Annotated in this window: 16 protein-coding genes and 2 pseudogenes; 7 read left to right on the forward strand and 11 right to left on the reverse strand. The window is 58.9% G+C overall.

Annotation, left to right across the window (positions count from 1 at the left end; translation table 11 throughout):
- Positions 1-2 precede the first annotated feature (2 nt).
- Positions 3-1,130, reverse strand: coding sequence for a phosphoribosyltransferase-like protein (locus ACSQ3F_RS24890; RefSeq protein WP_436102888.1), 1,128 nt, complete (start codon positions 1,128-1,130; stop codon positions 3-5).
- 446 nt (positions 1,131-1,576) lie between these two features.
- Here ACSQ3F_RS24890 and ACSQ3F_RS24895 point away from each other — a divergent pair, with 446 nt between their 5' ends.
- From ACSQ3F_RS24895 to ACSQ3F_RS24905, 3 genes are read left to right on the forward strand one after another with little or no spacing between them, the layout of a single operon-like run.
- A complete protein-coding gene (locus ACSQ3F_RS24895) occupies positions 1,577-2,482 on the forward strand; it encodes a S1 family peptidase (protein ID WP_436102889.1) in 906 nt (301 codons plus the stop codon).
- Between the two features lie 9 nt (positions 2,483-2,491).
- Positions 2,492-3,460 (forward strand): DNA-processing protein DprA, encoded by a 969-nt coding sequence (locus ACSQ3F_RS24900; RefSeq protein ID WP_436102890.1) that lies wholly within the window; start codon positions 2,492-2,494, stop codon positions 3,458-3,460.
- A 12-nt stretch (positions 3,461-3,472) separates the two neighbouring features.
- On the forward strand, positions 3,473-4,717 hold the full coding sequence (locus ACSQ3F_RS24905; RefSeq protein WP_436102891.1) for a phosphoribosyltransferase family protein: 1,245 nt from the start codon (positions 3,473-3,475) through the stop codon (positions 4,715-4,717).
- Positions 4,718-4,750: 33 nt separating this feature from the next.
- On the opposite strand, the gene ACSQ3F_RS24910 is transcribed toward ACSQ3F_RS24905, so the two are convergent.
- From ACSQ3F_RS24910 to ltrA, 4 genes and pseudogenes are all read right to left on the reverse strand, one after another.
- Positions 4,751-5,410 (reverse strand): hypothetical protein, encoded by a 660-nt coding sequence (locus tag ACSQ3F_RS24910; protein ID WP_436102892.1) that lies wholly within the window; start codon positions 5,408-5,410, stop codon positions 4,751-4,753.
- Entirely contained in the window at positions 5,373-6,284 is a 912-nt protein-coding gene (locus tag ACSQ3F_RS24915; protein ID WP_436102893.1) for a DNA-processing protein DprA, read from the reverse strand. The genes ACSQ3F_RS24910 and ACSQ3F_RS24915 overlap by 38 nt, the downstream gene beginning before the upstream one ends.
- Before the next feature lie 204 nt (positions 6,285-6,488).
- Positions 6,489-7,520, reverse strand: a pseudogene (dinB, locus tag ACSQ3F_RS24920) (DNA polymerase IV); the annotation flags it as partial.
- 84 nt (positions 7,521-7,604) lie between these two features.
- Positions 7,605-9,125, reverse strand: coding sequence for a group II intron reverse transcriptase/maturase (gene ltrA, locus ACSQ3F_RS24925; RefSeq protein ID WP_436102894.1), 1,521 nt, complete (start codon positions 9,123-9,125; stop codon positions 7,605-7,607).
- A 760-nt stretch (positions 9,126-9,885) separates the two neighbouring features.
- Between ltrA and ACSQ3F_RS24930 the strand changes: the two are divergent.
- A pseudogene (locus ACSQ3F_RS24930) lies at positions 9,886-10,043 on the forward strand (exodeoxyribonuclease III); the annotation flags it as partial.
- Between the two features lie 11 nt (positions 10,044-10,054).
- Here the strand turns inward: ACSQ3F_RS24930 and ACSQ3F_RS24935 are convergent.
- Positions 10,055-10,828, reverse strand: a complete 774-nt coding sequence (locus ACSQ3F_RS24935; protein ID WP_436102895.1) for an SOS response-associated peptidase family protein — start codon at positions 10,826-10,828, stop codon at positions 10,055-10,057.
- Positions 10,829-11,124: 296 nt separating this feature from the next.
- Here ACSQ3F_RS24935 and ACSQ3F_RS24940 point away from each other — a divergent pair, with 296 nt between their 5' ends.
- The 3 genes from ACSQ3F_RS24940 to ACSQ3F_RS24950 are packed head-to-tail and all read left to right on the forward strand — an operon-like array spanning position 11,125 to position 16,578.
- Positions 11,125-11,883, forward strand: coding sequence for an ImuA family protein (locus tag ACSQ3F_RS24940; RefSeq protein WP_436103118.1), 759 nt, complete (start codon positions 11,125-11,127; stop codon positions 11,881-11,883).
- On the forward strand, positions 11,798-13,315 hold the full coding sequence (locus ACSQ3F_RS24945) for a Y-family DNA polymerase (protein ID WP_436102896.1): 1,518 nt from the start codon (positions 11,798-11,800) through the stop codon (positions 13,313-13,315). The genes ACSQ3F_RS24940 and ACSQ3F_RS24945 overlap by 86 nt, the downstream gene beginning before the upstream one ends.
- Positions 13,312-16,578, forward strand: a complete 3,267-nt coding sequence (locus ACSQ3F_RS24950) for an error-prone DNA polymerase (protein ID WP_436102897.1) — start codon at positions 13,312-13,314, stop codon at positions 16,576-16,578. The genes ACSQ3F_RS24945 and ACSQ3F_RS24950 overlap by 4 nt, the downstream gene beginning before the upstream one ends.
- 323 nt (positions 16,579-16,901) lie before the next feature.
- On the opposite strand, the gene pepT is transcribed toward ACSQ3F_RS24950, so the two are convergent.
- The 5 genes from pepT to ACSQ3F_RS24975 all read right to left on the reverse strand — a co-directional run bounded on the left by pepT (position 16,902) and on the right by ACSQ3F_RS24975 (position 23,127).
- Positions 16,902-18,125 carry a peptidase T gene (gene pepT / locus ACSQ3F_RS24955; RefSeq protein WP_436102898.1) on the reverse strand — a complete coding sequence of 408 codons (1,224 nt, stop codon included), beginning with the start codon at positions 18,123-18,125 and terminating at the stop codon, positions 16,902-16,904.
- A 142-nt stretch (positions 18,126-18,267) separates the two neighbouring features.
- Positions 18,268-19,503, reverse strand: a complete 1,236-nt coding sequence (locus tag ACSQ3F_RS24960) for a CapA family protein (protein WP_436102899.1) — start codon at positions 19,501-19,503, stop codon at positions 18,268-18,270.
- 88 nt (positions 19,504-19,591) lie between these two features.
- Positions 19,592-21,265: a dipeptide ABC transporter ATP-binding protein gene (locus ACSQ3F_RS24965; RefSeq protein WP_436102900.1), complete on the reverse strand. Its 1,674-nt coding sequence runs from the start codon at positions 21,263-21,265 to the stop codon at positions 19,592-19,594.
- A complete protein-coding gene (locus ACSQ3F_RS24970) occupies positions 21,262-22,137 on the reverse strand; it encodes an ABC transporter permease (protein WP_436102901.1) in 876 nt (291 codons plus the stop codon). The genes ACSQ3F_RS24965 and ACSQ3F_RS24970 overlap by 4 nt, the downstream gene beginning before the upstream one ends.
- A 6-nt stretch (positions 22,138-22,143) precedes the next feature.
- The gene (locus ACSQ3F_RS24975) at positions 22,144-23,127 is read right to left on the reverse strand and encodes an ABC transporter permease (protein ID WP_436102902.1); all 984 of its coding nucleotides are present in this window, start codon (positions 23,125-23,127) and stop codon (positions 22,144-22,146) included.

Below are 23,127 nucleotides of genomic sequence, written 5' to 3' on the forward strand. Positions count from 1 at the left end.
TCTTATCCGTGGCGGTCCCTGCGCCGGAACAGGGGCTCCATGGGGTGGCCAAGCTTGCCGCTTGTCTCAGCCCATAGGATGGAAAGACTATTGTTGGGCGTATTGTGTTCGAGCACGAGGGGAATGGCGCAATCGGCATATCCGAATTTCATGTGGCTCTGTCCGGCTTCATCACAGTGTTTCTTGAGCCGAATGTAGAGCTGGTCGTCGTAATAGTCTTCACACAGTTTGAGCATCGCCGCATCGGCGGGCTGCGTGAGCCTCAATCGGCTCGGCAGCAGGCAGCCTTCGGTAATATCGACATCGGCGAAGGACTTTTCATCCCAGTTCTTACTGGCGTCAGCGACGCGCTCCCTTAACGCTATACGCGCCTGGTCTGTCGAGACGTAGTGGTGGATGTGAAGCCTATAGTTCTCGGCGATAGGGAAGTCCTTGTGCTTGCGCGCGTCGCAAATCATGTCGTTGAACTTTCTGAGCTTGCCTTTCCACTTGCCGTCGACTTGCCGAATAAACGTGGTGCCCGATGCCGTGAAATCATCGATCAGATAGACGTTGTCGAACCGGGCATCCTCGCCCTGCTCGTTGCGCAGCTCCTTGCCAAGATCCTCCCATTTCTCGCGGCCGATATTCATCATCGGAACGATCTGCTCCTGCGAGAGGCGACCGGCATTGGCCCTGCGCAAGACGTCGATGCGGCTGCCGTCACTGAGCCCGATGAACAGCGAACGCCGCAGCACCCGGTTAAAGGCCTCGACACCTTCCTTACGTCCCCAGACTTGATAAGGCTTGATACCGGCCTCGATCGCGGCTGCTTTGCGCAGAAACGGCGTGACGGTCTCTGGGAGGAATATCTCGATTACGCGTTGCATTTCGGCGGCCGAAATGTAGACGAGACGCTGGCGCACGAAGTCGTAAGCGGTCCTGCGATCAGCTTGGCCAAACTGACGAAGCCATGTGGCGAGACTCTCGAAGAACCTCACCCCGGCCCTAAAGTCTGCATAGCCGTCATATTTGACAGAGGACATCAGCTGCAGCCAGCCATATTCCGCGGTCGCTTCGTCATTGTCCCATTGCATAAGTTCAGCAATGAGGCTCAGGCCAAGGGTACTGATCATCTGTTCTGCGCTCACTCCTGGCGGAGAACACCGCGCTGACCGTGCATCAACGGGGGAACTCCCCAACCCCGAACGCAAAGTTACACAGATTCGCGGTTTGCTCTAGTCAAAGTTGCGCTGACGGCAAGCCTTTCATGCGTTTCTGTCCTGAATTCACAATAATCTTGGTCTACCGCACGCTCTGCTTAATCAGCGTGCCATTGGTTCGATTCTGTTCAAGGCGATCAATACAAATTGCAATTCAAATCTCTATTGATCGGGTCATCATTCTTGTAACATCACTGGGCCGCCACACTCGCTACATTCTGGCGCGCAGGTTTAATTTCCCTGGCTTATCGTGTCGCGCAAAATAGCGTGTAAGATTGCTTTGAAAGCCGGGCTATTCACCTGAAGATTCGATTCACAGCTTCCGAACAGAAGTGACGTAATGGATGGATTGCATCAATATGAATGAGTCGCTCATGACAAACGAGTGGCCGGAAGGCGGTTCCCCAAGGCCGATGACATCCGAGGAGGCCGAGCGACGCGCTGAGCGGTCGGAGAATTTTCAACGGCTAATCCTCAGGGTCGGCGCGCTGGCTTGTGCTGCTGTTGTGGTGAGATTGCCTTCAGGCGACGAGGGAATTGGGACGGCCTTTCACGTTGGAGAGGGTGTCTATCTTACGGCTCGGCACGTATTGGAAAACAACGAAGTCCTTTCCGTCGTCCCTTACGGCAGGGGCTGGATTTTCAGAGATGAACTGATCGAGGAAGCGCACACCGGAGGAATGCTCAATGGCGAAATCCCCATCTGGCATATGAACCACGTGAATCCGCACATCGCGAGAGGACCCTTTTTTCACAATGACATCGCCGTCGATGTCGCCGCATTCGTAATGGGCGGCATCGATAGAAATACTCCCTCGATGGCACTTGGATTCCACTACGACGATTGGATCGTGGATGAAGATTGGTTGCTTACAAAAGGTATCGCCTTCGGGTATCCGCCCGTGCCCACCGCGACTGGTCCAATTCAGCTTGCCGCAACCGTTGAAGTCAATGGTGTAGTGGACACCTATCGCGACCGTTACGTGCGTTTCGTGGTGTCGGGACCTCCGCGCGGCGGCTTCAGCGGCGGCCCCGTCTTTCATGAACGAGGCTTCGTCCTCGGGATGGTTATTGAGAGCCTGGAGCAATTCGGAAAACCTGAGCCGGGCTTCTTCACTATATTAAGCATCGAGGCTTTGCACGAGGTCTTGGAACAGCACGGTCTCACGCCCCAGCGTCAGGAGCCCCCGACTGTCGAAGAAAGCATTGCTATGGCACGGGAAGACCTGGAAGCGCGGCAAGCCGCACGAGCGGCCAAGTGCCCCGGCAGCACGGAATGAGGCTATAGGGTGCAAGTGGACAATCAGCCGGATTTGGCCAGCGAAAAAACGGCGTTCCTCTCTTTGGCGATGATGAAGGGTGTGGGCTTTCAGACACTCTGGCAGATCGCAGAGTCGAAACGATCATTTCAATCGGTTTTCAATTCTCATGGGGAGGAACTGTCCCAGCTGCTCAAATCGAAAGGCGCGCGCCTTCCCAATAGCCCGAAAGCCGATTGGGATGGAATAAGGAACGCCCTTGCCAGATCCGTCGATCAGCTGGAAGCCACTTTTGAGGCAAGGCAAATCCAGATCGTTCTTCGGTCCGATGAACGTTATCCCCGCACCCTGCTTCACCTCGACGATCCGCCGCATTGGTTGTTCGTCCAGGGCAATGCGGAAGTCCTGAGTGTGCCGTCTATCGCAATCGTCGGAACCCGTGATCCATCCAGCGACGGGCTATGGCTCGCTGAATATGTCGGCTTGACCTTGAGCCATTGGGGCCACCCCACGGTCAGCGGGCTTGCACTAGGGATTGATCAATCCATCCACAATGCCAGCCTTACCGCCAAGGTGCCCACAATCGCTGTGTTGGGAACCGGAATAACTGCGGATTATCCAAAAAATATCGGGCCGATTCGGGAGAAGATTGTTGATGCCGGCGGGGCTGTCATCACCGAATATCTCCCGGGTGAAAGCTACAGTGCCATGAATTTTGTCCGTCGCAACAGGTTGCAGGCGGCATTGGCCAGAGCGCTCATCCCGGTCGAGTGGAAGGAACGCAGTGGCACGGCCCATACAGTTCGGTACGCAGCTGGCCTCGGCAGGGCAATCGCGGGTCTGCGGCTACCCACATGGGATCGTCGACCGATAAATCTTCCGGCGGGGCGCGGGCCTCGGCAAGTCTTCACCGTGCCGGGGCAGGATGAAGACTTTCGGGACTTCGTAGAGCGATCTGTACGTGACGACCAACAGTATCGGCAGACCAGTTTTCTTTAGCGGGGCGTGTAAATGTACACCTTGAAAGGCGCGATCTTTTCTCTGCGCGACACCCTCGTTGTCAAGGGCAGCATCGACCCTGTATTGATGGACGAGACCATCAAACTCCTGAAGTTCTTAACGGACAGAAATGTCACGCCGGTGATCGTCAGCAACAGCAGTTGGATCGAAACGGCGTCAAAGCGTGAGATCCCTGACATCCTGAGCGAGGTCGTCGGCCACAAGATCCCCTACTATCGCGGTGGCCGCGATATGCCGATGAAGCAGTTTGCCGGTGCTATGGATCATGTTTTGAAAACCCAAAACTGGCAGCCGGAGGAGGCGATCTATATCGGTTCGACGAAGGAGGACATGATCGCTGCGAGAAACGGGAAACTCATGTTTCTCAACGCCCGCTGGCACGCGCAGAACAGCGCTTATGGGTTCGAATTCGAGTCACCGAAGGACATCGCTCGGTTTGTCGATTGTTGCTGTCTTTCAATCGGTGACTGGTTTTGGGCAATCGAGCAGGGCGACCTAAAGGTTTATTCCATCGCCCCTCTCGCAGAGTATTCCAAGTCCTATCCAACCGCCGGTGCCTATTCTACGGATGCGAAACAGGCTGTGAAATTCAATAAAGGCGATGTGCGGTTCTGGGGCCGCTTGATGGGCGCGCGCCTTTATTTCTCCGGGTTGGGGAGGGTCATCAATTACGTGGCACCCTATCCAGGCCATCATCCCAATTCCAGCCAAAAGGTTCTATCGAACGCTCTTAAGATTGTGGCTGATACCCTGCGTGCCAGCTATTTGGTCGATCTTGTGGAACGCCATACTCCGGCGCAAAAGTCTCAGACGGCCCGTCAGCAAGGCATTGCCCTGGATCACGGAAATCAGCTGTCCACGATCAGGCTTCGCCGTGACCCCTTGAAGACAGGACAACTCGGTGGTCGATATAAAGCCAGTCCACTTAAGCCAGGCAAGACCGTTTTGGTCGTCGACGACATCTTAACTGAGGGCTTTTCCCTCGAGGCGGCCCGAGCTTTCGTTAAAGCGACGGGAGCTGACGTCATCTGTGCGGCCTGGCTGAAAACACCGGGTGGAAACCATTACCGTGCCCTCGCGGGCATCACCCCTGATCTCAAGGATCCCTACAAGCCCTATGCCAGCGCAACAACGCAAGTAAACGTTTTTTCCAATGGTGCGCAAATTCGAAATCCTAAGGCACCAGAGCAGGTCGCGGATGCCTTCAAACGATATTCCGCGTGGGACTGGCCGTAGGACCGTGCATGAGAGCGCTGACGCAGTTTTAAGTTATTCCGAATCAAAGTCAGCGAACGGATTCTGCGGAACGCGGCGTGCGACGAATACGCCGATGATCGACGATTCGGGCCAGATCGCTGCAATCATCTCCTTGCAGACTTTGAAGCTGCATCCGGTGGTCAGGACGTCATCGAGAAGAACGACCTGCTGCCTGGGGTTGGCGATGAGGCCAGTATCGATAGCCAGCGAGGCTCGCAACGCATCGCGGTCTCGCCGATCGGTCGTTGTATGCCTTGCCTCTCGTTCCACCTCAGTAAAAAGCACTTCGCGCACATCAGCGTTGTGTCCCATCGCTTGAGCGACCCGTAGCATCCGGTCATCATATTCCGGCGAATCTCGCCGTTTCGACGGCGGAATGGGGATAAAGACCGTATTCTGCCAGCTGGCAGGCTTGAGGTTCTGGGCAATCGCGGCTCCGACATTGGCGATAGCGCGCTGTTTATATTGCCATTGCCCGGTGTTTCGAACGGATGGGCTCTTCTTTAGATTGCTGATGATCTGATTTGTATAACTATGAGCGAATCCCGCCCGCGGCGTATAAGTGCCGAAATACGCGCAGGTATCGCTATTATCAAGATAGAAGTGATCGGGGCGCTCTAGATCGCCGACGACCCTAAGACGAGCTGACCAGCTCGCGTCTGATGTCGTCATATTCCCGTACTCTTATGGCGCCTTCGGCTTCAAAACGCTTCGGCCATGTGAGATCCGATCGTTCAAAACAGCTGTTCAAAATGAAGAGTTTCCGTTTTTGCTTAAGGGCTTCTCTCGCCTGCACCAGCGTTCCAGATGTTTCGCCAGCCTCGACAATAATGGTCGCCTCGGTGAGCGCTGACATCGTCTTGTTCCTTTCAGGGAAAAAGAAACGATTAACCCGAAAGTTTTGCGCCTCATATCGCTCGAGCGGAACCTGACTGATCAGCAGATGGTCTCGCGCGATACGTTCCTGCAGGCTCGCGTTCGATTTCGGGTAGACATGGTTCAACGGCGTGCCAATTACCGCAATCGTCTCACCGCCAGCTGCGATTGCAGCGTTATGAGCTTCCGTATCGACGCCTTCGGCGAGGCCCGATACGATCGTAAACTGATCCTGCACGAGTCTCTTCACAAGATGCCGAACGCGGCTCAACCCCTCGGTACTTGGTTTTCTTGTGCCCACAACGGCCACTGATCGCGTAGCAATCAGTTCCCACCGACCTTGAAAATAAAGGAGTTCCACGGGATGGGTGGCTTGCCGTAACCGCTCGGGATATTCGAGCTCCCCCCTGACGCGCACGTCAAAACGCGTGCCATCAGGACCGCGGAGCTTGTCAATAACCCTGCTTGCAACCAGCCTCGCCTGTTCAGGGGGAATGAAATCAGACGGTCGCGCGTCAGGAGATTCTGCGAACTTTTCTGCAAGCGATTTGAAGCTTGCGTTTTGTTCGGTCCATAGAGCCTCATACGCGCCAAGTTCCAGCGCGGCATCGATAGGATCAAATAAAGGTCCCACGTCGTTCTTGACGTTCCAAAGTGTCGCTTGCTTCATTTTGCCTGCCCAATCCTCTTTCCATTCACATGCCATCACAAGGATGCGTCAAGCTTATTCGAGCCGCCTGTAGGGTTCTTAACACGTTATAAGAGAACAAATAGAGAACATCAATAGCTAAGCCACCGGCGACTCTTTCCCTGTCACCGCGTCATTCCCCCAACCTGTTACACAACCAGCGTGCATTCCCGAGCGTGATTTCTTTCAAAGCGCCAGCGCCAGCTGCGGTTCATCGTCATCGTCCACCGTATCCAGAGACGAAAGCATCACGCCCAATAGTCGAATGCCCTTTGGGACTGGAAACATCGGCGACAGCAACAACTCCGCAATCTCGGCGATTTCGGTCGCACTCGCCACCGGCGCGATGACGGTCTTGCTGCGTGTGATCTGCGTGAAATCTGCCCACTTCACCTTCATCGTGACCGTCTTGCCGCGAATGCCATTGGCTTCGCAATAGCGCCAGACCTTGCCGATCAGCGGCTGCAGGCCCGCGCGGGCAGTGTCGAGGTCATGAATGTCCTCCCGGAACGTATCTTCGGCGCCGATCGATTTCCGGATGCGATCGGGTTTGACTTCGCGCTCGTCGATACCGCGGGCGATCCAGTAGAAATACGGCCCCGACTTGCCGAAGTGCTGCTGCAGGAAGGCGAGATCGCGGACTTTCAGATCCGCGCCGGTCTCGATTCCGAGTCTCAGCATCTTCTCCGCCGTCGCCGGTCCGACGCCGTGGAACTTCTTGACGGGCAGCGCCTCGACGAAGGCCGGACCGTTCTTTGGTGTGATGACGAAGAGACCATCGGGCTTGCGCTGATCAGAGGCCATCTTGGCGAGGAACTTGTTGTAGGAAACGCCGGCCGATGCGGTGAGGCCGGTCTCGGCCTTGATCCTGGCGCGGATTTGCTCGGCGATCTCGGTTGCGAGCTCCATGCCCTTGAGGTTTTCGGTGACGTCCAGATAGGCTTCGTCGAGCGAGAGCGGTTCGATCAGGTGCGTGTAGTCGGAAAAGATCGCATGGATCTGCTGCGAGACGGCCCGGTAGACGTCGAAGCGGTGCGGCACGAAAATCAACTCGGGACATTTGCGTTTGGCCGTCACCGACGGCATTGCGGAATGAACGCCGAATTTGCGCGCCTCGTAGCTGGCGGCCGCGACCACGCCGCGCGCCTGCGGATAGCCGACGGCAACCGGTTTGCCGCGAAGCTCCGGATTATCGCGCTGCTCGACCGAGGCATAGAACGGTAGAGTAGGCGATGAGCGCCTAGCCGCCTCGCAGCGGGTGGTCTCTCATCGCCTCTCGCCGAACCGGACGTGCGCCTTTCGTTACGCATCCGGCTCTCCAGAAGACATGGCAAAGTTGGGCGTTTTCATCCAGCCAAGAAGGAACCGGCGAATAGGAGTCCACGCGAGAATATACTGCTCGTGCAAACCCTCTTGCCATAGGCGTCTTGTCGGGCGGCGACGGCTCGGTCCGAAGGACCGCATAATGTCGCGCACCCTTGCTTTTCGGCGCTTCTTGCGAAGCCAGCACCAGATACGGCGCGTCACGAACCAGTCGATAGCCGTGAACACTTTTCCGGCTCTGGCGCAGTGGCGATAGTAGCCAGCCCAGCCGCGAAGGATGAGATTCAGTTCGTCGAGCTTCTGACCAAGGGTCACCAAATTCGTATCGACCTTGGTGAGTACCTTGATCTTGTGACGCAGATCAGCGGCTTTTGCTTTGGGTATCTCGATACGGGGGAAATATCCGTATCGTTTGTCCCATCGCATTGCGACATGAAATCCGAGGAATTCGAATCCTTCCGTCACTGCCGTGATCCTGGTCTTTTCCGGTGACAGTTCGAGACCGGTTGTCTGCCGAAGGTAATCCGCCAGGGCGGATTTCTCCGCGATGGCATCTTCCTTCGAGCCTGACACCAGCACAACAAAGTCATCGGCATATCGGATCGGGAAGAACACACAGCGTCCTAGCCGGCGATCCCGTCCTCGTGCGCTCAGTGCCGCCGCCGCCCCGTTGCAGAGGCGATGTTTCCGGATTTTCGTGCGGTGATAGGTCCATCGCTCGTAGCGTTCCTCGATCGCGCTTAGTGCGATGTTGGCCAGCAACGGGGAGATGATCCCACCCTGCGGCGTGCCGTTGTCTGTGCGCAGGAATTGGTCCTCCGCTAGGACGCCAGCCTTTAGGAACTGCCCCACCAACCCCATCACCAGCCGGTCGGCCACGCGTGCGCGCAGCCTCTCCATGAGATGGTGGTGATTGATGTTGTCGAAACAGCCCTTTATGTCGCCTTCGATTATCCAGTTGTAGGGCATCTGGTGCCGACGGCTGTCCTCGTCTCGCTTGCGCGGCAGGAGGGACAGTCGGATATGCTCCAAGGCCCCATGGGTGCTCTTTCCGGGCCGAAACCCGTAGGAGACCGGCCAGAATTGGGCCTCGAAGATCGGCTCGAGAACTGCTTTGACCGCGCCTTGAACGACGCGGTCCTTCACCGTGGGAATGCCCAAGGGTCGGAATTGCCCCGGTTTGCCCGGCTTGGGGATGAGCTTCCGTCGTGATGGACTCGGTTGGTATGCGCCAGAGCGCAATTCTCGCCGAATTCCATCAAGGAACGTCTGCTCACCTATCCTTTGCCGGACGCGGTCCACGGTGATCCCGTCGACTCCGGCGGAGCGCCTACCTTTGTTGGTCGAAACGCGCCGCCAGGCATGACGGATCATACGGGCGTCTGTAAGCCACCCCCAGAGATCGCGCCACGCTTCGTCGGGATTTGCCTTGCTCTGCTGGTAAAGTTTGCGTTGAACGCCGAGTACCCAGGCCTCATCGGCTTGATAATCCATGTCCATAGATTGCTTCTCCGTCGTGCAAACCTACCGTCTTCCTGCTTTCCTTCGCCCTGTGCGCGGTTTTCCCGCGCTCCGACTACTACGAAAGCTCCGCCCTCGGTGTCGTCCGTCTCCTGCCGTCGAGGCTAGCCCGGTTCCGCGCCGGGCAGACGATCCGAGTTCCCGTGTTCCGATCTCCAACCTTCGTGTCGTTAGACGGTGAGCTCTACCCCTGGCGATGCTGAGGACAGGCTGAGAGAGCCGTTCCTGTCCCGGACACGATGCCCGTGCCCAGCAGCAGGGATGGACTGAACCCTGCCGCTTCGGATCGCGTGACCTCCAGTGCCATCACACCAGCGGAGGCGTTGTCGATAAATACAGAGGCTTCCGGCGCTCACTTCGTTGTCTCGTCATAGACACTGCGGTAGCCCGGCCTACGAGTGGTGGCTCGTATCCGGTACATTTAAGGCCGATCTGCTTATGACACCCAACCGGCGACGCCCGGTCGAGCTTTTCGGCCCCCTTTCGGCTGTTGCTCTTACAGCCGAGACGGCATTCCAACCGTCGGTCGAAAATCAGCGAGCTTGAGAGATGATGTCTAAGTCATATTGTCACCTCTCTCGCGCCTTCACGGCGCACCATCCATGTCCACATGGACGATTTTGCGGATCGGCGTTGGCGTCATATCGTTCATGGCGGTCTTGCAAGAAAGCTTCAGGCTCAGTGTCCCTTTGCGGGTATTACCCGAAACAAAGAGAGAACATAGCAGTCTTCGCAGCGATATCAACACGCGTTTGCCCGCGACGCGGGGCTGCGGATCGATCACTTCCTGCTGAGCCCGCACTTGCTGACAATCTCAAGCAGGCCACGGTCGACAAGTCGGTGAGAGGCTGGGACCACACAAGTGATCATGCACCGGTGTGGATCGAGCTGCTCTAGACCGGTCAGGCTCAGAAAAGGCTCGGCTGGGCAACTGGTTCTCCGGCCTTCGTTACGATCGTCGAGCCATAAGGCTCCCGGGATGTTACGATCAGCGCATCGTTGGGCAGAGGACGGGCAAGTGCCTTGGCCTCATCCCACGGCGCACGCACCCAGACATCAGTCTCTTCCTTGGTCAGAAGCAGGACCGGCATAGCTTTCTCGTGGATGGGCTTCACAAGGTCATTCGGATCGGTGGTAAGGAAACCGTAGAGATCATCGGTCGTCAGTCCGTCCTTAACCTTCCGCACGCTCGTCCATTGCGGCACATGGATGCCGGCAAAGAACATCAGAGGCTTGCTTTCATCGTGTGCGAACCAAGCATTGGGGGTCCTGCCACCCTCTTCCTTACTGGCTGGATCGGGCTCCGCGAAGCTGGTCACGGGAACAAGACAGCGATGCTCAACACCAAACCAACGCTTCCAATGCGGGAAATTGAGAGTGCGCACATTCGTGGTGCCGCCATCCACCTGATCACGCAGCAAGGCCCCGAAGTCGACCTCCTTGCCCTTGGCTCGCAGTTTTTCGGCCTTCTTCTCAGCTTCTTTCTTGAGAGCGAATAGTGGGGAAGGCAGACCCCAGCGCGCATGCACCAACTGCTTTCTTCCATCGGCCGTATTGCGCACGATCGGCCCCATCTGATCCGGGTTCATTTGATACGCCGGCATGAGATTGATCATGCTCTCGGCGTCCTGAGCCCACTTGGCAACCCAGTCCTTGTCTTCCATGCGGTACAGATTGCACATTCGCAGCGCCCGTTCCGTGAAACTGCGAGGATCGTAGCCGATGGACCGATCAAATGCCAAGCGGCGAAGGTGAAGTTGCGATCCGTCGAAAATTTTTTCTCGGTTCTACCAAATAGCTGCAATCGGCCCATGGCCATGATTCGCAAAGCGAATCTCTTGGTTCCCTAAAGTTGAGAGATAATATTCCTATTCTCGGTTGCTTGACTCTTCGACGACATCGGAACAGATAGAGAACATCTGCAATTGAACGACATGAAGTCGAAACTCCAACACGGCCTTCAAGGGACGCGTGAATGATGACTGCTGCCCGCAACAGGGTAATTGCCGATCTACGCGACCGCATCGCCTCCCTCGAGGGCGGTTCGACGCGGAAGGTTGGCTGCCTTGCTTTTGGGGTTTCCGAAATAGACGCCGTGCTTCCAGGCGGCGGTCTGGCCTATGGGGCCTTGCACGAGTTCGCCGGTGGCGGGTCAGGAACGGTCGATGGTGCGGCAGCGGCCCTCTGCGTCGCTGGGATCGCTGCGCGCACGAAGGGGCAGATCCTTTGGTGCATGACGCGTCCAGACCTGTTTTTCCCGGCGCTGACGCAGGCGGGTCTCCATCCCGATCGCGTTGTCTTTGCCGAAGCCGATAGGGAAGAAGATGTCCTGGCGACAATGGAGGAAGGTCTTGGCTACGGTGGCCTGGGCGCCGTGGTCGGTGAACTCGTCCGTCTTCCCATGACCGCCTCGCGCCGGCTGCAACTCGCGGCGGAGAAGACCGGAACGATGGGGCTGGTCGTGCGACGATGGCGGCGGCAGACGGAGGCTTCGGATTTTGGCCAGCCGACGGCCTCGACATCCCGGTGGCGCGTCAGCGTACTGCCGTCGGAAGAGCTACCGGTTCCAGGCGTCGGGCGGCCACGATGGCTTCTGGAGCTGATGAGAGTGAAAGCGGGTGAGTGCGCAGAGTTTATTGTAGGAGCGTGCGATGCCACGGGTCGTATCCATTTATCTTCCGGATCTCGCGATCGACAGGATCAGGAGGGCCGACGGCGCGAGAATGCTGGCCGCTGACCGGCCGCTAGTCGTCATTGCGAAGAGCGGTTCGAAACGCTGGATCGCGGCCGCGGACGAAACAGCCCGATCGGCGGGCCTTCATATTGGCATGCCGGCAGCCAAGGCGCAGGCCATCGTGCAGGGTCTGCAGATGGTCGACGCCGATCCGATCGCGGACACCGCGGCCCTCGAACGCCTCACGCTCTGGGCGTTGACGCAGTACACGCCGATTGTCGCAATGGATGCGCCCGACGGTATCGTCATGGACACCGAAGGCGCCGATCATCTCCAGGGTGGCGAGGCGCTCATGCTATCCGGCATCGTCAATCGCTTTCGTGCCAAGGGGCTGACCGCACGTGTTGCGATTGCCGACAGCTGGGGTGCGGCGCATGCGCTGGCACGGGTGAGCCCGCGCGATACCGTGATCGCTGCGCGGCGTGAGACATCGCGTTTCGTCGAGCGGCTACCGGTATCATCATTACGATTGCCCTCTGAAATCGTCAGCGGCCTGCGGACCCTCGGGTTTCAGACGATCGGCGAGCTTTCGGCCACACCGCGCGCGCCGCTTGCCCTTCGCTTCGGTCCCGAAATCGGCCGTCGTCTCGACCAGATGTATGGGCGGCTGCCGGAGCCGATCGATCCGATCCGTCCGATGGATGTCATCGAAGTCAGCCGCGCCTTCGCCGAGCCGATCGGCGCGCCCGAGACCATTGCCAAATACGTCTCGCGGCTGGTCGTTGAACTCTGCGAAGCGCTCCAGCGGAAGGGCCTCGGCGTTCGCCGCGCAGACCTTCTCGTCCGTAAGGTCGACAATACCATGCAGGCGATCCGTGCTGGAACTGCGAAACCCGCACGCAATGTGGCCTGGCTGACAAAGCTCTTCAAGGACCGGATCGAGAAGATCGAGCCGGGCTTCGGGATCGAGAAACTCTCGTTGGTGGCTGTCATCGCCGAACCGCTCACCGAAGTGCAGAAAGCGTCCTCCCTGATCGAGGAGGAGATCGTGGATATCGCGCCGCTGATCGACTTGATCGGCAATCGCGGGCAGCGTGTCTATCGCATGGCGCCTGTGGCGAGCGATGTGCCCGAGCGCAGCGTCAAGCGCGTCAGTGCGGTTGCCGAGGAGACCAGTGCCTCATGGACCTTGCACTGGCCCCGACCCGTTCGCCTCCTCTCCCGTCCGGATCTGATCGAGGTGATCGCGCTGCTGCCGGATCATCCACCTGTGTCGATGACCTGGCGCGGCAAGCGACGGCGGGTGAAACGCGCCGACGGCCCGGAGCGGATTTTCGGCGAGTGGTGGACGAGGGGTTCCGAGTTCGACGCGGTACGTGACTATTTTGTGATCGAAGACGAGAGCGGCGAGCGATTCTGGATATTCAGGTCGGGCGATGGCATCGATGCGGCGACCGGCTCCCACAAGTGGTTCCTGCACGGGATATTCGCATGAGATATGCCGAACTCCAGGTCACGACACATTTCTCATTCCTGCGCGGAGCATCGTCGGCGGATGAGCTGTTTGCGACCGCCAGGGAGCTCGGCATCGCGGCGCTCGGCGTCGTCGACAGAAACTCGCTCGCCGGCATCGTCCGGGCTCTCGAGGCGTCCCGTGCCACAGGCGTTCGCCTCGTGGTCGGTTGTCGTCTCGATCTACAGGACGGCATGTCGATCCTGGTCTATCCGACCGATCGTGCCGCCTATTCACGCCTGACCCGGTTGCTGACGCTCGGCAAAGGCAGGGGCGGAAAGGCTAACTGCATCCTGCATCTCGACGACGTCGCGATCTATGCCGAGGGCCTGATCGGTATTCTGGTGCCCGATCTACCTGACGACACCTGCGCGATGCAGCTCAGAAAGATGGCGGAGATGTTCGGGGACCGGGCCTATCTCGCCCTTTCCCTTCGCCGGCGGCCGAACGACCAGGTGCGGCTGCACGAGCTGTCGAACATGGCCACACGTTTCAAGGTGAAGACCGTTGTGACGAATGACGTTCTTTTCCACGAACCGTCGCGCCGTCAGCTGCAGGACGTCGTCACCTGTATTCGCACCAGAACCACGATCGATGACGTCGGTTTCGAGAGGGAGCGTCATGCCGACCGTTATCTGAAGCCTCCGGAGGAAATGCAACGGCTGTTCCCCCGCTACCCGGAAGCATTGGCCCGAACGATGGAAATCGCCGATCGCTGTCGGTTCTCGCTCGAGGAGCTGACCTATCAATATCCTGAAGAGGCGATCGTCCCAGGTAAGGACGCGCAAGCGTCTCTTGAGCATTATGTCTGGGAATGCGCGCCTACGCGCTATCCGGAAGGTCTGCCGGACAGCGTTCTGAAAATCATTCGGCATGAGCTCGACCTCATCCGGGCCATGAAATACGCACCCTACTTCCTGACCGTGTTTTCGATCGTCCGATATGCCCGCAGCCAGGGCATCCTCTGCCAGGGGCGGGGATCCGCCGCTAACTCCGCCGTCTGTTACATTCTAGGCATCACCTCCATCGATCCGGAGACAAATGACTTGCTCTTTGAGCGCTTCGTATCTCAAGAGCGCGACGAGCCGCCGGATATCGATGTCGACTTTGAGCACGAGCGCCGCGAGGAGGTCATTCAGTGGATCTACAAGACCTACACACATCAGAAGGCAGCACTTTGCGCGACGGTGACACGGTATCGCGCAAAAGGGGCGATCCGTGATGTCGGCAAGGCGCTCGGTCTTCCGGAGGATATGATCAAGGCGCTGTCATCGGGCATGTGGTCCTGGTCCGCCGATATGGTCGGCGACCGGAACCTGCGCGAACTCAACCTCAATCCCGACGACCGTCGCCTCGCACTGACGCTGAAACTTGCGCAGCAGCTGATGAGCGCGCCCCGGCATCTCGGCCAGCATCCCGGCGGTTTCGTGCTAACGCATGATCGGCTCGACGATCTTGTCCCCATCGAGCCCGCATCAATGGCCGACCGGCAGGTGATCGAATGGGACAAGGACGATGTCGAAGCCCTGAAGTTCATGAAGGTCGATGTCCTGGCGTTGGGGATGCTGACCTGCATGGCGAAAGCATTCAAGCTGATTGAAGAGCATAAGGGCGAAACGATCGATCTCGCAAACATCGAACAGGAGGATCATGCCACCTATGCGATGATCAGAAAGGCCGACACGCTCGGAACGTTCCAGATCGAAAGCCGGGCACAGATGGCAATGTTGCCACGGCTGAGGCCGCGAACATTCTATGATCTCGTCATCCAGGTGGCGATTGTCCGGCCCGGGCCGATCCAGGGCGACATGGTGCATCCCTATCTGCGCCGACGCGAAGGCAAGGAACCGGTCGAATACCCGACGCCCGAACTGGAAGCGGTGCTTGGAAAGACGCTCGGCGTGCCTCTCTTCCAGGAGTCGGCCATGAAGGTAGCGATGGTCTGCGCCGGCTTTACCGGCGGCGAGGCCGATCAGCTTCGCAAATCGATGGCCACGTTCAAGTTCACCGGCGGCGTCTCAAAGTTCAAGGACAAGCTGGTCTCCGGCATGGTGAAGAATGGATATTCGCCGGAGTTTGCTGAAAAGACCTTTTCGCAGCTCGAAGGTTTTGGCTCATACGGGTTTCCGGAAAGCCACGCTGCGAGCTTCGCGCTCATTGCCTATGCCTCCAGCTATGTCAAATGCTATTACGCCGACGCGTTCTGCGCGGCCTTGATCAACAGCCAACCGATGGGTTTCTATGCGGTCGCCCAGATCGTCGGCGACGCCCGCAACCACGGTGTGGAGATCCGGCCGGTCTGCATCAACCGCTCTCGCTGGGACTGCACGCTCGAGCCGGTCGTGGGTGACGAGCGCCGCCATGCTGTCCGACTGGGTATGCGTCTGGTACGTGGACTGGCCGCAGTCGATGCGGCACGCATCGTGGCCGCCCGTGCCGATCAGCCCTTCGACAGCGTCGACGACATGTGGCGGCGCTGCGGGGTGCCGGCGGCGTCGCTGGTCGAACTGGCAGAGGCCGATGCTTTCCTGCCGTCGCTCGAACTTCAGCGTAGAGACGCGCTGTGGGCGATCAAAGCCTTGCGCGATGAGCCACTGCCACTCTTTGTTGCTGCGGCCGAGCGCGAGATGAAGACGATCGCCGAGCAGAAGGAGCCTGATGTCGAACTCCGGCAGATGACAGATGGGCACAATGTCATCCAGGACTACAGCCACACCGGGCTGACACTGCGCGAGCATCCGATCGCCTTCCTGCGCAAGGACCTTGCCGCTCGAAGCATTGTTACCTGCGGAGAAGCCATGTCGGCCCGAGATGGCCGTTGGTTGATGACCGCAGGCCTCGTTCTCGTCCGTCAAATGCCCGGATCGGCAAAAGGTGTGATGTTCCTGACGATCGAGGACGAGACCGGTCCGGCAAACGTCGTCGTCTGGCCGAAGCTCTTCGAGCGGCGCCGGCGCGTCGTGCTCGGATCGAGCATGATGGCAATCAATGGCCGCATCCAGCGGGAAGGCGACGTCGTGCATCTGATCGCCCAGCAACTGTTCGATCTGTCGGGCGACCTATCCGCCTTGGCGGATCGTGATGGGGAGTTAAAACCGCCGACGGGTCGCGGTGACGAGTTCGCCCACGGATCGCCGGGAAGTCGGGATTCGCGAGATCGATCGCCGGCGGTCAAGCCGAGGGACATTTTCACACCGGATCTTCATATCGATACGCTGAAGGTGAAGAGCCGGAATTTTCATTGAGTGCCGCTGGCGGCTATAGTGGAGACGCGGTCAAAAGCAAAGCAACAGGGACACTGAGCGCTGACGCCGTCAATGCCCACATAGACGCTAGTTTGATCAGGCGCACTCGACGCGCGCGCCCTTCATCCCACTCGTATGCCATCCTCAGTCCTCCGAGCGCCAAATGAAGCATTCCGATGGATTGGAGTCGAGTCCGAAAAAAACACGGGGTCGGTCGCCGCTCATAGCGGCTGCACCATTATCCCGCTTTCGACGGCACGCCTCAGGAGTCGCCGAAACCATGATTTTCGGCATTCTTATAGGCGATTTTCAAGGGCAGTGGTTCAGGTCGCTGCGAGATCGCAAATCTTTACCGCCAGATCTAGCGAACGTTCGAAGGCTGGTACCGGCAAGAACTCGTAGCGCGAATGGAAGTTGTAGGCGCCGGTGAAAAAGTTAGGGGTCGGGATTCCGCGGGCTGACAAGGCGGCGCCATCGGTACCACCACGCATCGGGATGAGTTTCTTCTCGATCCCGAGTTCGTCCATGGCGCGCAAGAGCAGAGCCGCCGCACGTTTGTCGCTGGCGAGATTCCTGGAGATATTTTGATAGGTGTCGGTCACGCGGTAGCGGATGTTTCCGCTGGGATATCGGGATCGTATCCGTTCTGCGACTTCGGTGATTCGAGCCTTGCGCCGATCGAAGCCCGCGTCGTCAAAATCCCGGACCAGCACGGTCAAGGACGCTTCGCTGTCGTTTGCCACCAAGTCCTTGAACCAGAAGAAACCTTCGCGATCCTCGCTATGTTCAGGCATGTCGTTTCGGTCGAATTGTGAGATGAAGTCGACGGCCATCAGCAGTGGATTGACCAGAGTCCCCTTCGCCGACATCGGATGTGCGCTGACGCCTTTGAAGACAATCTCGCAGGATGCGGCATTGAAAGTCTCGAGCACCACTTCGCCGAGTTCGCAGCAATCGATCGTGTAGGCGAATGCGCAAGAGAAGCGGGTGAGATCGAGCGCCTTGGCACCGCGCAATCCGATCTCTTCATCCGGCACGAAGGCGATGAAGACGTCGCCGTGGCTGTCCAGCTGATCGAGTTGGCCGATAAGCGTCATGATGATGGCAATAGCTGCTTTGTTGTCGGCGCCGAGCACGCTGGTGCCGTCGCTGAAGATGATGTCTTCGCCGATCCAGGAAAGAAGTTCCGGGTGCTCGACGACCCTCAGCCAGATATCCTCTTGACGGTTGAGGCAGAGGTCATTGCCTTCGAAGCGAAGGACTTGCGGTTGGACGAAGGGCAAGAGGCCGACATCGACCGTGTCGAGATGGGCGATAAAGCCGATGGGTGGCACCTCAGGTCTGGTGCCCCGTTTGACGGCCGTCACGATGGCATGTTCGTCGGCAACGACGTCACTCAGGCCGAGTGCGCGCATCTCGTCGGCGAGCAAGGCGGCAAGCACCGATTGACCGGGCGAGGAGGGTAACGATTGGGAGTGCCCGTTGCTCTGGCTCTCTATTGCGGCATAGCGAAAAAACCGGCTGATTAGCTCTTCCCGAGCGTCCATGATTTTCATTCCTTGTCACTCAAATATGCAGGCCACTGCAGGCCTCGTTCGGAGCGTTGCTGAGATTGATCTGCACTGTTGTGCGCCCGTATGACGTGCGGGCAGTGATGCAGCCGGCCCCTTCGGTAGGCTGCGCCCTCGGCTAGACCCGGATGGTACCGATATCGCCGGCGATGGTGATCTCGACGCCGAGTCTGGCGGATTGCTCGGAAACTCGACGCAGGATGCGTTTGGCGCGCTCACCGGTCGCCAGATGTGGTGCCAGGCGCCGCTCGAGCACCCCATTCTGCAAGGCTTCGTCGCCGCCGATGACAACAGGATGAAGCGTGATCTCGACAAGGCCATTGTCGGGGCCGAACGAGCATCGTCCGACGACGCTCTCCCAAACCTCCGGCGCCGTCCAAGTCGATTTTTCCGAGCGGACATGGAAAATGAAGTTGCCGAGGCTGTAGAAGATCGGCCGGCTCCGATAGATTTCGATCGGCTGAAGGACCGGCGCACCGTGGCTGACGAACATGGCAGCGCCAGCGTCAATGCATTGCCTGGCAACGCCGCTCACCCAGCCGGGAACCTCGTGCCAGTTGGACGCCCAGTGATGATGGTGCAGGTAGGCGATCACCAGGCACCCATCACCTGCCGCGGTCGCAATCGAGGCGAGGTTCCTCTGAAGATCAGGTTCATCGATTTTGACATCGCGCCCGAACTTGTCCGAGCGTTTGAAGACGGCCCGCGAGATAGCAAGCTCGCATTCTGGGGTGAGGCGAGGAGCATCATCCGGCTGGCTGTCATTGGCAAGATCGATGGCGGTATAGCCGACCTGATCCCGGATGGCCTTAAGCTGCGCGAAGGCGGGCGCATCGACCTCGATCATCTGCGACAGGCCAAGCCGATTGACGCCTGGGCGCCCGGGGCGGTTGTTGCCGGCATCGGCAGCATACATAAAATCCGGTCCCGGTCCGCCGTCCATTGCGACGATCGCAACACGCCTCCCGCCGATTGTTCGGATGCTTGCTTGCGAAACGTCCGAGTGGTCGCGTCCAAGTCCGGCATGGAGGAATCCACGCTTTTCCACCTCCTCCAAGGTCGATAGGACACCGGAAGGCCCAAGATCGAAGGCATGATTGTTCGACAGCGAGAGCCCCTGAAACCCGATGGATCGCAGAGCATCGAGAACGACGGGGTCGCTGCAGCCGAAGAACGAACCCTTCAGAGGCCAGCCACCGTGGTCCCCCAGGATTGTGCCCTCGAAATTGGTGAAGGAGAGATCCGCATTGTGGAGCAGGGACTGGACTTCCAAAAACGCCGGGTCGGAGATCGGGCGGATGTCGTGCTTGATAAGCGATTGGCCCGTGACGGCCAAAGTGAACCTGTCATTCATTGAGTAACCTTCCCGCGGCAATTGTTGTCGGCTGTTTTGACCATTTGCTGTTCCTGTCCGAGGCGGTGGTTGGGAGGAGCCAGGCCGCTCAACACGTAAACCGTCGGGGTCGTGCGTTGATGAGCGCGCGCGTGTAGGGATTGTTCGATTGTGAGAAGATGAACTCGGCGGTTCCGAAGTCCTCGATCCGACCATCTTTGAAGATGTAAACTGAACTGCACATCTCCTGGACGATGGCGAGGTCATGGGAGATGAAGATCATCGTCACGGCCTCGTCGGCGATGGTGTCCTTCAGCAGTTGGACGATCTCGGCCTGCACCGACACGTCGAGCGCTGATGTCGGCTCATCCGCGACAATGATCTCCGGCCTTGCCAACAGCGCACGTGCAATGCACACACGTTGCTTCTGGCCTCCTGAAAGCTGATGCGGGTGGCGGCTGAGCAAGTTGCGGGCAAGGCCCAGCCGATCCATCATCTCGGCTGCGCCATTGCGCTCGTCATCGGGCCGCGTCTTGACGCCGAAGCGGATGCTCTCGCTGAGCGTCTCGGCGATGGTCATCCGGGGGTTCAACGATACCGACGGATCCTGAAAGATCATCTGCACACGACCGAGAAGACCACTCCGCCGGCCGTTCCTTGAAACGTCGAAGACGTTCTCGCCGATAGCGATCCTGCCAGCGGGCGCCGTGTCGAGGCCGGCGATAATGCGGCCAAACGTCGTCTTTCCGCTGCCGCTCTCCCCGACGATGCCGGTGATGGTGCCACGCGGCAGCCGCATTCTGATGTTGCTGAGTGCGAACCCGGGCTTGCCTGCGCCAAAGCGCCAGCCAAAACCCGGCGCGGAGAACTGTTTCGAGACATCCTGCGCTACCAGAAACTCGCCGTCCACTGTAGGTTGCCCAGGGCAACTGCATTCACGCGCGTTGTCGCGCGCATCGACAGGTCCTGCCGGGATAAACAGCCTTGGAACGGCGGCGAGCAGTTTTCTTGTGTAGTCGTGGCTGGGAGCATCGAGGACGCTGGCCGTGGCGTCCTGTTCAACCATCTGGCCATGGCGCATGACGAGAACCCGGTCGGTGACTTCGGAGACCACGCCCATGTCATGGGTGATGAGAATGATCGAGACCCCACTTTCCTTGACCAGGCCCCGTAAGAGTTCCAGGATCTGCTTCTGGACGGTTGCATCGAGTGCCGAGGTCGGCTCGTCGGCAATGATGATGTCGGGGGAGGCGGCCAGAGCAATGGCAATGACGATGCGTTGCCTTTGGCCGCCGGAGAACTGGTGCGGGTAGTTGCGGTATCGCCGTGCCGGCTCGGGAATCCCGACGCGTGCCATCAGTTCGAGCGCTTTGGCTTTGGCCTGGCGCTTCGAAAGTGCGGTGTTGGCCGAAAGGACGGTTTCCTCCACCTGGGCGCCGACGCTCATCAAGGGATCGAGCGAGGCTGTGTGATCCTGGAAGATCGCGGAAATCCTGCGTCCTCGGATTGCCTCCCGCTCGCCGGCCGTCATAGCGTCCAGCGCCTTGCCATCGAATTCGATGGTCCCGGATGTCTGCTGGAACTCGGGCGCAAGCAGGCCGAGGACGGCATTGCCGACGGTGGATTTTCCGGCACCCGACTCGCCGATGATGCCGAGGATCTCGCCACGCCGAAGCTCGAAGGTGACGTCGGTGAGGATTGCCGTTGGACCGGACGCCGATCGATGACAAAGACCAAGGTTCTCGACCCGCAGCAGTGGGGACTTCTGTGTCTCGATGATCATCGCGAATGGTTCCTTGGATCGAGGCTGCGGCGAATGTCTTCGCCAACCAGGTTGATGCATGCGATCAGGCCGAAGAGCGCCAGACCGGGGAACAGGCTGATCCAGTACTGGCCGGTCAGGAGATACTGGAAGCCGTTTGCGACCGCGGAGCCAAGCGACGGCTTGTCAATCGGAACCCCCAAGCCCAGGAAGGAGAGGGTGGCCTCGAGCGCAACCGCGTGACCAACTTCGATCGGGATCAGCGTGATGGCCGGAGCGATACTGTTGGGGAGCAGGTGACGGAAGATGATCCGGGACGTCGGCATCCGAAGCAATCGGGCCGCATCCATATAGGATTTGCTCGCTTCGCTCAGTGCAACGCTGCGGGCGATCCGCGCATAGGTCGCCCATTGCGCGATGATCAAAGCCAGAATGATCCGATCAACCCCTGGTCCGAGCGTGACGATGGCGATCAGCGCAATCAGGATCGTCGGCAGGCTGAGCTGCAGGTCGACCAGCCGCATGATGATGGCATCAACCCATCTCCCGAAATAGGCTGCGCTGACGCCGGCTGTCAGCCCGATTAGCGCGGCGATCGCAGCGCTCGTGAGCGAGACGACCAGGCTTATGCGAAGGCCATAGAGGATCGTGCCGGCAATATCCCTGCCAAGGCCGTCTGTCCCGAGCAGATAGGAAAAGCCGCCGCTTCCAACGGTCCCCGGCGGTGAGGACGCCTCCCACCCATAGATCTGCAGCGGGTCGTAGGGGTTTTGCGGCGCGATCGTGGGCGCCGCGATGGCAAGCAGGATGTAACTGGCAAGCAGGATTTTGGAGGCGGTCAGAACCGGCAGGGTACCGCGCATCTGAAGCGCGCGAAAAATTTGAGCTTTCATGACGGTTCACCTTTGTGAGGACAGGCGCACGCGTGGATCGAGCACGGCGTGGAAGAGATCAACGAGTGCGTTCAGCGCGACGAACGCGACCGCGATGAAGGTCAGTGTCGCCATCACCACAGGCCGGTCGAGAAGCTGGATGGAGTCGATGAGAAGCTTTCCGACGCCCGGCCAGGAGAAGATCGATTCCACCACCACCGCGAAGGCGAGCATGCCGCCAAACTGAAGGCCGATGATCGTCACGATCGGCACGCTGATGTTCGGCAAGGTATGGCGCAGCAGGATCCGTCGGGAGGACAGCCCCTTGGCGCGGCAGAACCGTGTAAAATCGAGGTTCTCGACTTCGATGGTGCCGGACCGGGAAAGCCTGGCGATCAGCGCAATGTTCGGGATCGCCAGTGTCAGGGCGGGGAGCACGAGGTGCCAGACGCCATTGGCCGTAATCAGGCTCCACTCCTGCCCGAGAAAGCGCGCGGTCGCGCCCCTGCCACCGGATGGAAACCAGCCGGTGAGGATGGCGCCGACAAGGATCAGCATCATCGCCAGCCAGAAGGACGGGATGCTCAGCGCCGAGACACTCGCCTTCAGGACCGAGCGGTCAAAGAGCGTGCCGGATCGGCGGCCGGCGATTAGACCGAGGCCCGTGCCAAGCGGGGCCGCCACCAGCATAGCGACACAGGCAAGTTCCAGTGTTGCCGGCAGCTTGCTTATTACCAGCCCGAACGCCGGCTGATGATAAATATAGGAGGTGCCGAAGTTTCCGCCGATGACGTTGCCGATGAAAACCAGATATTGGCGCCAGATCGGTTGATCCAGCCCGAGCGCGATCGTCGCCTGGCGGATGTCTTCGGGCGTGGCGGTCTCGATGTTGACGACGTTGAAGACCGGATTGCCGACGCTGTGAATGCCGATGAAGCCGATCAGCGACATGGCGAGGAGAAGGAGGAAGGCTTGCGACAGCCTCCCCAATGCAACTGAAGCCAGGGCCAT

It is taken from the genome of Pararhizobium sp. LjRoot238, from assembly GCF_964252955.1.
Taxonomy (GTDB): Bacteria; Pseudomonadota; Alphaproteobacteria; order Rhizobiales; family Rhizobiaceae; genus Pararhizobium.

Excerpts from the sequence above, each read along its gene's own strand:
- ACSQ3F_RS24945 (WP_436102896.1), top strand. The coding sequence starts at position 11,798 with ATGCCACGGGTCGTATCCATTTATCTTCCGGATCTCGCGATCGACAGG.
- ACSQ3F_RS24970 (WP_436102901.1), bottom strand. The coding sequence starts at position 22,137 with ATGAAAGCTCAAATTTTTCGCGCGCTTCAGATGCGCGGTACCCTGCCG.
- ACSQ3F_RS24935 (WP_436102895.1), bottom strand. The coding sequence starts at position 10,828 with ATGTGCAATCTGTACCGCATGGAAGACAAGGACTGGGTTGCCAAGTGG.
- ACSQ3F_RS24910 (WP_436102892.1), bottom strand. The coding sequence starts at position 5,410 with ATGACGACATCAGACGCGAGCTGGTCAGCTCGTCTTAGGGTCGTCGGC.
- ltrA (WP_436102894.1), bottom strand. The coding sequence starts at position 9,125 with ATGGACATGGATTATCAAGCCGATGAGGCCTGGGTACTCGGCGTTCAA.
- pepT (WP_436102898.1), bottom strand. The coding sequence starts at position 18,125 with ATGGACGCTCGGGAAGAGCTAATCAGCCGGTTTTTTCGCTATGCCGCA.
- ACSQ3F_RS24950 (WP_436102897.1), top strand. The coding sequence starts at position 13,312 with ATGAGATATGCCGAACTCCAGGTCACGACACATTTCTCATTCCTGCGC.
- ACSQ3F_RS24915 (WP_436102893.1), bottom strand. The coding sequence starts at position 6,284 with ATGAAGCAAGCGACACTTTGGAACGTCAAGAACGACGTGGGACCTTTA.
- ACSQ3F_RS24960 (WP_436102899.1), bottom strand. The coding sequence starts at position 19,503 with ATGAATGACAGGTTCACTTTGGCCGTCACGGGCCAATCGCTTATCAAG.
- ACSQ3F_RS24895 (WP_436102889.1), top strand. The coding sequence starts at position 1,577 with ATGACAAACGAGTGGCCGGAAGGCGGTTCCCCAAGGCCGATGACATCC.
- ACSQ3F_RS24905 (WP_436102891.1), top strand. The coding sequence starts at position 3,473 with ATGTACACCTTGAAAGGCGCGATCTTTTCTCTGCGCGACACCCTCGTT.
- ACSQ3F_RS24975 (WP_436102902.1), bottom strand. The coding sequence starts at position 23,127 with ATGGCCCTGGCTTCAGTTGCATTGGGGAGGCTGTCGCAAGCCTTCCTC.
- ACSQ3F_RS24965 (WP_436102900.1), bottom strand. The coding sequence starts at position 21,265 with ATGATCATCGAGACACAGAAGTCCCCACTGCTGCGGGTCGAGAACCTT.
- ACSQ3F_RS24940 (WP_436103118.1), top strand. The coding sequence starts at position 11,125 with ATGACTGCTGCCCGCAACAGGGTAATTGCCGATCTACGCGACCGCATC.